Raw genomic sequence first — 12,913 nt, 5'->3', positions numbered from 1 at the left:
TGGCCATTAATAGATCCTTCGTTCCTCAGGATGACAAACAATATTTAAGCTTTACGAGTTTCACTAATGAACTAATGAACTAATGAACCACGTTGATTTCTCCCCTTAAATAAGTCACCGCTTTGCCACTCATTTGTACGCGGTCGCCTTTGAGTTCACACCAGAGTTCGCCGCGACGGGCCGAGATCTGGTAGGCGTGCAGGGTGTTTTTGCCCAGCACTTTTGCCCAATAGGGTATCAGGTTGCAATGTGCCGAACCGGTAACTGGATCCTCGGGGATCCCGGCGCCAGGGGCAAAAAAACGGGATACAAAATCGGAGTTATCACCGCGTGCGGTTACAATAACTCCCACGGTATCCATTTTTGACAGTGCGAAAAAATCTGGAGTAATATCTTTAATGTCCTGCTCACTTTCATAAACCAGGAAGTAATCTCTTGATCGTAAAAAGGCTACAGGTTGCTTGTCGCCCAGGGCTTCTGCTAATCCCATCGGTTGTTCAATAGGGATAGGCGGCCTCGACGGGAAATCCATAGTGTATTTATCGCCATCTTTTTTTACGGTTAATGTGCCTGCTTTTACGGTTTCAAGGTGCAGTATATCGCCTTCAAAGCCGAGCTCGGTAAACAATATATGTGCCGATGCCAGGGTGGCATGGCCGCAAAGATCAATCTCATATTCAGGTGTAAACCAGCGCAATTTGTAACCGGTATCCGTTTTTACAAAAAAAGCGGTTTCGGCCAGGTTATTTTCGATGGCGATTTTTTGCATCACAGCGTCGGGCAGCCACTCGGCGAGCGGACAAACAGCTGCAGGGTTGCCGCCAAATAATTTATCGGTAAATGCGTCGGCCTGGTATATAGGGATGGTCATAAAAAATGTTCTGGTAGAGCTAAATTACTTTTTTATTATGTGAATATTAAATCACATCAACATAACGAAATATCGGTAATTATATTCGATTGAAGGATGAATTTTGTCAAAGAAAAGCCTAATCAAACAGATTAATCTGCCTATTATTGTTGTCGCCATCTTCAATCCGTATTTTATTTACCAGGAAGTGTGCCTGACGGGTGGGTTCGGGGATCCTATATCCGCGGATGCAATTTTTAATGATACTCACACTCTGCTCCATGCTTACCCGGTGACCTGGCGAAATATAAATGGGGTTACAATTGGCCTTGCTCCTCAGTGCCATGCCGATTACTTCGCCTTTATCATACATCGGGCTTTGGTCAAATGGATGATTACCGGGCTCATCATAACGCCCGGTAAGCCGGCTTTTGGCGCTGCCGATGGATGGTGTGTTGGTAATCAAGCCAAAATGTGTGGCGATACCCGTTCGGCGTTCATGAGCAATGCCCTGACCATCTAAAACCATTACATCGGGTTTTGTTGGCAGTTTGTTCCAGGCTTCCAGCAAAGCAGGTACTTCGCGAAAAGCCAGCAGCCCCGAGATATAAGGAAATTTGGTTTCGCTGATGGCAGTTGCTGTGCCAATTACCTTTAATTCGGGGTAGCTGAACAATACAATTCCGGCATAAACCACCTCCGAGTATTTGTTGAACGAGATATCAGCTCCACCTATGGTTTGAATAGATTTATGCAGCGGAGTAAGATCGATTTGCCTGCGCAGTTCATGCTGATAGGCGATAGCCTGCGCCGCTGTAAGGTTTTCATACTGGGAGGGTTGCATGGTTTATGAACATAAAAAGAGATGGGTTTGTTTGTAGAGGAAGGTGCATCACTATGTCTCGCATCTGCCCCAATTTTTAGATCTTAGTAGGGGCTGCCCCGTAAGCCTGCCGGAAAGCATAAGAGAAATGGGAAAAATCTTCAAAGCCCAAATCGAAGTATACTTCTGATGGCCGCTTACCTTGCTCTTTGATGAGGTAATAGGCCTCCTGCAGGCGGCGCCTGGTGAGCCAGCGACTGGGTGAGGTATTGAAGATCTTTTCAAAATCGCGCTTAAAAGTAGCCAAACTGCGACCGGTAAGATAGGCAAAACGGTTTAGGCCTACTTTAAAATGGAAGTTCTTTTGCATAAAGCCTTCCAGGTCAATTTTTCCGGGTTCGGTAAAATCAAACAGGATATTTTTTAATTCAGGGTTTACTTTGAGCAGGATATGTAGGGCTTCCTTTACTTTGAGTTTAAATAGTTCCTGGTCATGCAGTTGTTCTGATTCCAGGTAGGGGAGCAGGGAGTCGATAAAATTTTTATAGAGCTTGCTCGCGGGGAGTTTAATAAGCCCGGGTGTCGGCTCTTTTTTTGAAGCAGTGTAACCAAAGGTATCGCTGAATTCGCGCAATGTTTGCTGATCAAAAAATATAGCGACGGTTTTAAATGAACCATTTGGTGGCGGGATCTTTACATACTTGGTAAGCTGATTACGTCTGCTGAACCTGAAATCGCCTTCGGCAAAAACATATTCCCGCTGCCCGTCGTTGGTCACAATGGAGCCCGAAATCTGGTAACTGAAAATATGATCGGCTATAAAGTGCTCACCACCGCGACTGGCATTAAAATAACACGAGTAAACTATATACGGTAATTTCTCCTGGCTCATGATCAATTAAAGTTAAGCAGAATAGCTGTATTACAGCTATTCTGAAAGTCAGGTTTTAACTTAAATGTTTTTCAAAACTACTGCGCATTAAATTCATGTAATCCTGGTCTGCCATTTCTTCGCGGGCCTTCATGCGTAACATAAAATCATCATTGCCTATGACGTAACGCAGCGTGTCGGTATTATCGGTTGCGGCTTCATAAATCAGCGCAGCCACATCTTCGGCGGTTACCAACCCGTTGCGCATGGCATCAAACATTTTACCTGCGGCAGCCAAAAACGGATCATAATCTGCAATGCCCGCGGCAAAAACATCCTGGCTGGTCTTGCCGAAATTGGTAGTAGTACCACCTGGTTCAACTATTTTAACCTTGATGTTAAGTGTTGACAGCTCAAAGGATAATGCCTCAGAAAAACCCTCCAGCGCGAATTTGGATGCCGAGTACATAGATAACATGGGTAAGGTAAATTTACCTGCTCCGGAACTTACGTTGACTATGGTGCCTTGTTTACGCTCGCGAAAATGAGGTAAGATGGCTTTAACAGTGTCCATCACCCCAAAAACATTTACCTCAAGCTGATTGATCACCTGTTCTTTGCTCATGGCCTCAAAAATGCCCATCTGGCCGTAACCTGCATTGTTTACCAGTGCATCTATGTGACCAAAATGGCTGATGCCGGTTTCAATGGCATGGGCTATTGAGCTGGTATCCTGCACATCTAGTTTGGTTACCAGGATGTTATCGATAGTATTTAATTCTGTTTCTTTTTCGGGATTGCGCATGGTGGCTATGACATGCCAGCCTTTGGCGGCGAAATATTTGGCGCTTTCTTTTCCGATACCTGATGAAGCGCCTGTTATTAAAATTACTTTGTTCATTTTCTTTTTGTTTGAATTGATGAAACAAAGTTGAGCATAAACAGCTTATTTGATTGTGTTTAATAGCTCATGTTTATGTGTTGAAAAGCTCAGGTGGTATTTGTGGGGAGACGTAAGTATGCGTCTCTACGGGAAAAAATTGTAGAGACGCATACTTGCGTCTTCTAACAGGCATTCTTATAAAGAACAAAAAAGCCACCAGTATTACCGGTGGCTTTTAAATATGTTGCGGGTTTATAGATTAACCCAGGTATGATTTTAAGATTTTGCTTCTGGAGGTGTGACGTAAGCGTTGTAACGCTTTATCCTTGATCTGGCGTACACGTTCACGGGTAAGGTTAAACTTCTCGCCAATCTCTTCTAATGAAAGCGGATGGTTGGTTCCTAAACCAAAGAACAGTACGATGATTTCACGTTCGCGCTCTGTTAAGGTTGAAAGTGAGCGTTTGATCTCTTCCGATAATGACTCGTTGATCAGTATGGAGTCGGTGTTAGGTTCCTGATTTTCGAGTACGTCGAGCAGGGTGTTTTCCTCGCCCTGTACAAACGGCGCATCCATAGATACATGACGACCTGAATTGCTCAGCGTATCAGAGATCTTGTCGACAGTTGTTTCCAGGATATCAGCAAGTTCTTCCGGTGAAGGTTCACGCTCATATTCCTGCTCCAGTTTGGAGAACGCTTTGCTGATCTTACTTAATGAGCCTACCTGGTTTAGCGGTAAACGCACAATACGTGATTGCTCGGCAATAGCCTGCAGGATCGACTGGCGGATCCACCATACCGCGTAGGAGATGAATTTAAAACCCTTGGTTTCATCGAAACGTTTAGCCGCTTTGATCAAACCGAGGTTACCCTCATTAATCAAATCGCCCAGGGTTAAACCCTGGTTTTGATATTGTTTAGCAACAGACACCACAAAGCGTAAGTTGGTTTTGGTTAAACGTTCCAAAGCCGCCTGGTCGCCCTCGCGTATTTTTTGAGCTAATATTACTTCTTCTTCGGCAGTTATCAGATCAACTTTACCAATCTCGTGAAGATATTTGTCCAGCGATTGTGACTCGCGATTGGTAATGGATTGCGTTATTTTGAGTTGTCTCATTTATTTAATAAACCTTCGGTACTTTCTATTTAGTACAGAACGTGCAAAGTTATAAAATTGTTCTAAAAAAATATAATTGCAAGTTGTATTTGAAAAAAAAATACGCTGCAAATTGCAATTATAAGTGGTTGATTATGAATGACTAGCTATTTCAATGTTAACAAATTGTTCATTTTTACATTATTAATTGTTTAAACCTGCAAGCGGTATGATTTTTGCGGTGTTCTTAAAACACTTATTAAATATCGCTTAATTTAAACGCCTCTTTTAGCCTTGGCCCACGCTCTGTTTGTTGTAATATACAACATTCATTAACAGGATCGTGTTCAAAATACAGAATATATTCCTGATCTACGGCTTCATTTAAAAATAGTTTCTTTTCGCCCAGTGTTTTAAGCGGAAACATGTCATAAGCCATTACATAGGGGAGTGGCAGATGCCCGACAGATGGCAGCAGATCTGCCATATACAATATCTTTTTGTCTTTATAATTGATCAATGGCAGCATCATAGCGTCGGTATGGCCATAAACAAAGCGTATATGAAAATTTTCTGTAAATTTTATGCCATCTGTACTATCCACAAACTGTAATTGCCCGCTTTGTTGTATGGGGATGATATTCTCTTTCAAAAACGATGCTTTTTCGCGCTCATTAGGATTTACCGCCCAGTCCCAGTGTTGCGGATTACTCCAGTAAACCGCATTTTTAAACGCGGGGAGCAATTTATCGCCATCACGCAATACGGCGCCACCAACATGATCAAAGTGCAGATGCGTTAAAAATACATCAGTAATATCATCGCGGTGAAAGCCCAGGGCTGCCAGCGAACTATCCATAGTGGCAGTGCCATGCAGGTAATAATGACTGAAGAATTTTTCGTCCTGTTTATTGCCGATGCCGGTATCGATCAGGGTTAGCCGCTTACCATCCTCTACCAGCAGGCAGCGCATAGCCCAGGTGCAGAGGTTATTATCGTCGGCAGGATTGGTTTTGTTCCAGATAGTTTTGGGTACTACGCCAAACATGGCGCCGCCATCCAACTTAAAAAAACCGGTATCTATCGTGTGGAGTTTCATAGTAGGTAAGTCAAAATTCAAAAGTTCAGGCTTCGCTAAGTCAAAAGTAAAAAATCAAAATTCAAAAATTCTGTTCCGGCTGATTAAATCAAAAGTAAAAATCAAAATCTCCATTCCGATTGATATAAAAACAAAAGCCGGCTGCTATGTAAGCGACCGGCTTTTGACTTTTTATTTTTGAATTTTGACTTACAACTACAAGTGTATACACTCACCGTATGCTTCAGCAGCGGCTTCCATTACAGCTTCGCTCATGGTTGGGTGCGGGTGTACCGATTTGATGATCTCATGACCGGTAGCTTCCAGCTTACGGGCTGTAACAACTTCGGCAATCAGTTCGGTAACGTTATTGCCCAGCATATGCGCGCCCAGGAATTCGCCGTATTTGGCGTCAAATATCAGTTTTACAAAGCCATCTTTATTACCGGCAGCACTGGCTTTGCCTGATGCCGAGAATGGAAATTTACCCACTTTGATTTCGTAACCGGCTTCTTTAGCTGCTTTTTCGGTGTATCCTACAGATGCTACTTCTGGTGAGCAATAAGTACAACCCGGCATATTATTGTAGTTCAAAGGTTCAGGATTTTGACCTGCAATTTTCTCTACGCAAATGATGCCTTCGGCAGAGGCTACGTGCGCCAGGGCCTGACCTTTTACAATATCGCCAATAGCGTAAACGCCTTCTACATTGGTACGGTAAAAATCATCAACCAGTACTTTGCCTTTATCGGTTTTAACGCCGTTCTCTTCTAAACCAATACCTTCAAGATTGGTAGAGATACCTACGGCTGATAATACAACTTCGGCTTCCAATACCTCAACACCTGATGCGGTTTTAACGTTCACTTTGCAAAGTTCGCCGCTGGTATCAACAGACTCTACATTAGCGCTGGTCATGATGTTGATGCCTTGTTTTTTCAGAATACGGTTCAGTCCTTTTGAAACTTCTTCATCCTCCAGTGGAACGATGTTATCTAAATACTCTACCACGGTAACTTTAGTGCCGATAGAGTTGTAGAAATAAGCAAATTCGATACCGATAGCGCCAGAACCTACAACCACTATTGATTTTGGTTGTTTTGGTAACGACATAGCTTCGCGGTAACCGATCACTTTTTTACCATCCTGTTTCAGGTTTGGTAATTCGCGTGAGCGGCCACCAGTGGCCAGTATAATATGTTTAGCGGTGATCTGTTTGGTTGAGCCATCAGTGGCCTTTACTTCAACAACACCTTTTGATTTTAATTTACCAAAACCGGCAACTACATCGATCTTGTTTTTCTTCATCAAAAACTGGATGCCTTTGCTCATGCCATCAGCAACACCACGGCTGCGTTTAATAACCGATTCAAAATTAACCTCACCGGTACCGTTTACATTGATGCCATAGTCAGAAGCGTGGTTGATGTATTCAAATACCTGGGCGCTTTTTAATAAGGCTTTAGTAGGGATACAACCCCAGTTAAGACATATGCCGCCTACTGACTCTTTTTCAATAACAGCAGTTTTTAAACCAAGTTGGGAAGCGCGGATAGCTGCTACGTAACCACCCGGGCCTGATCCTATAACAATTAAATCGTAATCCATATTTTAATGATGTATAATTTAAATTTTCGCTTTGTACGGATTAAAGCTAAACTGTGTTGTTGCACACAGGCGTTAATTTTAATGGCCCAAAGCTAAGTAAAAGGGCTGAAAAGGAAAAATCAATAGAATGTCATTTAGAGCTGTTCCTAGGTACTGTTAAATTAAGGTTAAGTTTTCTTGAGCTATACAATATGAATACTTTTTCTAGCTACAAGTGTCTTATCTTATATTATTTATTGTATGAATAAGATATTCTTACGCTTTATAGTAAAGTTTGTATATAAGCGATTATAGCTCACCTTGTTAAAGAAAGTATAACACTTTTTTAATATGTTGAAATATATTATATATCTATATTGTGATTTTTAATATTAATCAATACTATGAAAACTTTAAAATTATTTTTCCTGTGCTCCTTATTTGTAAGTTATGTTTTACTATCGTTTCCAGGCTGCAAGAAGTCGTCGGTAGTTAATGATAATAAAAAAAATCCAGACAAGCATTTAATTAAAACGCTGGCCATTAAGCCTGATAATTTTAATTGGGAAACAGCTGATGTAATGCCAACTTTACCCGGAACTGAAACTATCTTGTCTCCTTTTGCAGTTGGTGCTAATCAGGCTTTTCCGGCTGCCTTTATTACCGATAAGAAACAATCAGATGGCTGGCAACTCGTATATAATACGTTTAGTACAAAACGCGATGTTTCGCCAAAATTTTTTGCGCTTTATAATGAATACCGGGGTTTGTTAAGAGCTTTTTTTTATTTGAAGCCAACCAGTCCGATACCTAGTAGTTATGTATCACATACACTTAAACTGAAAGAAAATGGCGCGACATCATTATTAAATTATACTACGAGTGATGCCGTTGATATGTCCAATAAACAACTTGTTGGAAATTTGATACAACCTTACAGAACATCAGCAAGCGGAACATGGTATGCTGCCGAATTTGAGGTGGCATATGATCCGGCTACTAAAGGATTGGATGCAATTTCAAATTTGTTAGAGTGGGATGTAAATTCAGTTAATATCAGTAATGTGACTATTAATGGAACATCTTCAGGTACGGTAACCGGGACTTTGACACAACCTAAGGCGCCTACATCTAGTAATTTTTTTGGTAATTTACTTTTTGGCGGTATTTCGTCAGTAGCTAATAAAGGCCTTAAAGATTCGGTAGCAAGCGATATTGGAAAATTGAAGCTAGATGGGTTTTTAACAGGCATTTTAACCACAGGATTAAATCAAGTAGTAGGAGGGGCAGGATCCATTATCAAATCAGTTTTGAGCGGTATTTTTTCTTCAGGGGAAAAAAGTAGTTCAACTGTAACAAATGTAAGTCTAAAAACTTCCGCGCAGATTAATCTAACAGGTAGCATTGAAAATAACTCTTTAATATTTTCCCCAAGTTTAATTATGCCGGGGGCGAGGATTACTGATACCGCAAGTGTAAATGGATTTTTGTCGTTATATTCCAAACCCATGGGGCTTTTTTGTTTAAGTAATCCGCCTGTTATCGACGGCGTTTTTAGTCAAAGTGCATGGTCTTATAGTTCACCGGGTGAAACTGATGATAGAGCAGTACAGGATATGACTTATTATGATTTGGTAAGTTACCAGTTGGAGAAAAATTCATATTCAATCATTTTTAATCCAGATGTAATTAATAATTCGCCTACAGGAGCAGCTATTACAAATTTAAAGCAGGAACTACTGTCTGATTATCCTAATGAATATGCTTCCGCTATCCGAAAAGAAAATGTAGATAATCTGGAGTTATATGCTTTTCCTTATGACAAAAAATTAACATATCAGGCTTGGTCGCCGCAAAGTACTACCCCTGGCGGCATACAAGGCACATGGTCATCGGTTTCACCTGAGCCACCACAACTTGTAAATAGTGGTACTATATTGTCTACTCCCTTACTGCGCATATCGTTTAATGTGGTACCTAACAATGGCGGTCCTGTTGTGGCTGTAATAAAAGCATTCAGACTAAAAGTTAAGTCAAATTAACTTTATTTATATAGCATCAAAGATATGTATCCAAATATCAATACGGCAAAGATTTTGATCTTTGCCGTATTGATTAACAAGTTATTACTTTAGAATAAATATGAAAAATGCTTTATAATGAGAATGGATTGTGTTTATAATCATATCATAATGGTAAATTGATATAGAATATCTACCTGTTTACTTGTTATTAATATTATTAATTGATGACAATGTTGAAAAAAATGGAACAATTGTTAACATGAAATTAACATTGGCAATCAGGCTATTACTTATCTTTGCCGCTAATCAACTTAAAGTATAATTAAAAAAGCAATTTATGAGGAAGCCTTTACTTCTTTTATTATTATTGGCTGGTTTTATGTTCCTTAACAGGAATGCCTTTGCACAAGGTGTTACAACCGCCAATATAAACGGTATCATTACTGATGCCAAGGGTGCCATTCCGGGCGCTACCGTAACCATTACCCACGTGCCAACTGGTACTGTATACTCTACAGTAAGCCGCGCAGATGGCCGTTACAACATTCCAAACTTAAGAGTAGGTGGGCCGTACACCTATAAAGTAAGTTTTGTTGGGTACAAAAATTTTGTTCAGGAAGGTATCACGCTTTCAATTGGTCAGGATCAAAAGATCAATACCAAACTTGAGGATAATTTAACCTCTTTAAAAGAGGTAGTAGTTACTGGTTCACAAGGTAAAGTGATCAACTCATCACGTACCGGCGCGCGCGAAACCATTAGCCGTCAGCAAATTGAAAACCTGCCTACTATTGCCCGTTCATTACAGGATTTTACCAAGTTAACACCTTCTGCTAATGGTTTAGCTTTTGGTGGTCGTGCAAGTACTTATAACAACATTACTGTTGATGGTGCTTTGTTCAACAACTCTTTTGGTTTATCAGGTACTTTGGGGGGCCAGGCCAGTTCACAACCAATATCATTAGATGCGATCGATCAGATCCAGGTTGATATTGCTCCTTATGACGTACGTCAGGGTAACTTTACCGGCGCTGGTGTTAACACTGTAGTAAAGTCAGGTACCAACCAGGTAAAAGGTACAGTTTATTATTATGGTCGTGGTACCAAATTAACCGGTTACCATGCAGGTACAACCAATGTGCCAATCACTCCGTTTGATTATCATACAGATGGTGTTGCCGTAGGTGGTCCGATCATCAAAAATAAATTGTTCTTGTTTGTATCCGGTGAGCAGGAAAGAATCAGCCAGCCACCTGCAAGCGTTTATGTTGCCGGTCGTCCGGGCTTAAGTGGTGCAAACGTTTCAAACGTTCAGGCCAGCACTTTAGATGCTATTAAAGCCAAATTAGCCAGCTATGGTTATGATCCGGGAGCTTATGAAAACTATGTTTACAGAACTTCAAGCAATAAATTAACCGCTAAATTAGACTGGAACATTGATAAAAATAATACTTTAAGTGCGAAATATTTCTACTTAAAATCATTTAAAGATCAGCCAGCCAGTAACTCAGGTATCACCAATGCTGGTATAGGTTATGGTACAACCCGTACGCCGGGAATTAATACCCTGCCTTTCTACGGTTCAGGCTACACCATTAATAATAATTTCAATATTGGTATAGTAGAGTTAAATACCCGTATCAGCAACTCTATGTCGAACAAACTTACTGTAGGTTATTCGGCATTAAGAGATTATCGTAATTTCCTGGGGAATGGTACATTACCAATGGTTGATATCGGCAACGGCGCTTCTGATGCTAATGGTGTAGTTACTTCCCCGGCAAATGCCACAGCAACCAGTTTTGGTTCTGAGCTTTATACTGCTGGTAACGTATTAAATACCAATATATGGCAGTTTGCTGATGACTTTACCATTTATTCAGGTAAGCATGAGTTCACTATTGGTACCAGCAACCAGATCCAAAGCTACACTAACGGCTTTGCTCCGGATTACAATGGTTTATATACTTATAATTCAGCTTCTGATTTTATCAATGGATTACCGGCTCAGGCTTACACCTTACGTTATTCAGCGGTAGGCAGCGGGTTCCCGTTTGCTAAAATCAAAGCATCTATCTATAGCGTATATGTACAGGATAAATACCATGTTACCGATAACTTTAGGTTAACCTATGGTTTAAGGGCCGATTATAACGTATTCCCAACTTCACTAGCCCCTAACGCTAATGCGGCTGCGCTTACTTTCCAGGGTGGTACACATGTTGATGTATCTAAATTGCCAAAAAACAGAGTGCAACTTTCACCTCGTGTAGGCTTTAACTGGGATGTAAATGGCGATGGCTCTACCCAGGTACGTGGTGGTTCTGGTTTATTTACCGGTCCGGTGCCATTTGTATGGATATCTAACCAGGCTTCAAACAACGGATTATTATTTGGTGCAAATACTATTGTAAATGGTGCTAAAGGAAATACTCCGGCACAAAACCAACAATTAATATTTAACCCAAATGTTAATGCAAACCGCCCTGCTGCAGGTGCTGCCAGTACATCTTATGAACTAGATGTGGCTGATCCGAACCTGAAATATCCAAAAATCTGGAGAACAAACTTGGCTGTTGACCAAAAATTGCCTGGCGGTATCATCGGTACTATCGAAGGTGCTTACACCAAAGATATCCGTGCTATCTATCACCAGAACTTAGTATTGTCTGATGGCTATACCACACTTCCGGGTGTTGAAGGTCAAATACAGTATGATTCTAAAAACACTACACCAGCAGCAGCAGCGGCAACCGCTCAAAACCCATCAATTACCGGTTTGTATTATATGAAAAACACCAGCAAAGGTTTCTCATACTTTGTTACCGGTCAGTTACAAAAAAGCTTTACCAATGGTTTTGCTGCCAGTGTAGCTTACACTTACACCAAATCAAAAGATGTTAACGACGGTGGTTCAACTGCTGCAACCATTTGGAATACCCGCTATGTTGCAGGTAACCCAAATGCAGATAACCTGTCGAACAGTTCATATGTACAGCCAAACCGTATCATTGCAACCGTATCATACCGTAAAGAGTACGCTAAAAACTTAGCTACTACTGTTGGTTTAGTATTTGAAGCATCAAACAATGGTTCTATATCATACCTTACTGCCAATGACCCTAACGGTGATGGTGCTACGAATGATTTGATGTATATTCCTAAAAATCAAAGTGATCTTATCCTGGTTGCAGCTCCTAAGGCAGCAAATGGTCAGGTTGATACACGTACACCAGCCCAAATCTGGACTCAGTTAAACAACTTTATCAATCAGGATCCATACCTGAGCCAGCACAGAGGTCAGTATGCTCAAAGAAACGGTACTATATTGCCTACTTATAAAAGAGTTGACTTGCACTTTGCACAAGACTTTTTTGTAAAAGCAGGCAAAACCAAAAATACCATTGAAGTTACTTTTGATGTAATTAACTTCACTAACTTATTGAACCGTAACTGGGGTAACTACCAGGTATCAGCAATAAGCGGTAACAATTTTGGTGCAGCAAGCGTGTTAAGGTATATGGGTAAAGATGCCACTACAGGCAGAGCTACTTACTCATTCCCTTATCTGGATGCTAATAACCAGATACCTGTTACTAACTCATACAAAACAGATTTCAGCCAGTTCTCACGTTTCCAGGCTCAGCTAGGTGTTAGATATATATTTAACTAATCTTTGCTCCTGAAACAGGACTATA

General features: G+C 40.9%; 9 protein-coding genes. 2 read left to right on the top strand and 7 right to left on the bottom strand.

What is annotated here, in order from left to right:
• Positions 1-79: 79 nt before the first annotated feature.
• From G7092_RS11340 to lpdA, 7 genes are all read right to left on the bottom strand, one after another.
• The gene (locus tag G7092_RS11340; RefSeq protein WP_166089270.1) at positions 80-871 is read right to left on the bottom strand and encodes a PhzF family phenazine biosynthesis protein; all 792 of its coding nucleotides are present in this window, start codon (positions 869-871) and stop codon (positions 80-82) included.
• A gap of 118 nt (positions 872-989) precedes the next feature.
• Entirely contained in the window at positions 990-1,694 is a 705-nt protein-coding gene (gene nfi, locus G7092_RS11335; protein ID WP_166089268.1) for a deoxyribonuclease V, read from the bottom strand.
• 76 nt (positions 1,695-1,770) lie between these two features.
• Entirely contained in the window at positions 1,771-2,565 is a 795-nt protein-coding gene (locus G7092_RS11330; protein ID WP_166089265.1) for a helix-turn-helix domain-containing protein, read from the bottom strand.
• Positions 2,566-2,620: 55 nt separating this feature from the next.
• A complete protein-coding gene (locus G7092_RS11325) occupies positions 2,621-3,445 on the bottom strand; it encodes an SDR family oxidoreductase (protein WP_166089263.1) in 825 nt (274 codons plus the stop codon).
• Between the two features lie 241 nt (positions 3,446-3,686).
• The gene (locus G7092_RS11320) at positions 3,687-4,547 is read right to left on the bottom strand and encodes a sigma-70 family RNA polymerase sigma factor (RefSeq protein WP_090466905.1); all 861 of its coding nucleotides are present in this window, start codon (positions 4,545-4,547) and stop codon (positions 3,687-3,689) included.
• Between the two features lie 238 nt (positions 4,548-4,785).
• A complete protein-coding gene (locus G7092_RS11315) occupies positions 4,786-5,625 on the bottom strand; it encodes an MBL fold metallo-hydrolase (protein ID WP_166089261.1) in 840 nt (279 codons plus the stop codon).
• Between the two features lie 195 nt (positions 5,626-5,820).
• On the bottom strand, positions 5,821-7,212 hold the full coding sequence (gene lpdA, locus G7092_RS11310; RefSeq protein WP_166089258.1) for a dihydrolipoyl dehydrogenase: 1,392 nt from the start codon (positions 7,210-7,212) through the stop codon (positions 5,821-5,823).
• Between the two features lie 383 nt (positions 7,213-7,595).
• Between lpdA and G7092_RS11305 the strand changes: the two genes are divergently transcribed.
• Together G7092_RS11305 and G7092_RS11300 are read left to right on the top strand one after the other, a co-directional pair.
• Positions 7,596-9,233: a hypothetical protein gene (locus G7092_RS11305; RefSeq protein WP_166089256.1), complete on the top strand. Its 1,638-nt coding sequence runs from the start codon at positions 7,596-7,598 to the stop codon at positions 9,231-9,233.
• 319 nt (positions 9,234-9,552) lie between these two features.
• A complete protein-coding gene (locus G7092_RS11300) occupies positions 9,553-12,888 on the top strand; it encodes a TonB-dependent receptor (RefSeq protein WP_166089254.1) in 3,336 nt (1,111 codons plus the stop codon).
• The last annotated feature ends 25 nt before the right edge of the window (positions 12,889-12,913 follow it).

The sequence above is a fragment of the Mucilaginibacter inviolabilis genome (assembly GCF_011089895.1).
Lineage (GTDB): Bacteria > Bacteroidota > Bacteroidia > Sphingobacteriales > Sphingobacteriaceae > Mucilaginibacter > Mucilaginibacter inviolabilis.
Note: the sequence above shows the minus strand (reverse complement) of the source record. Positions and strands in the feature narration are given on the sequence as shown.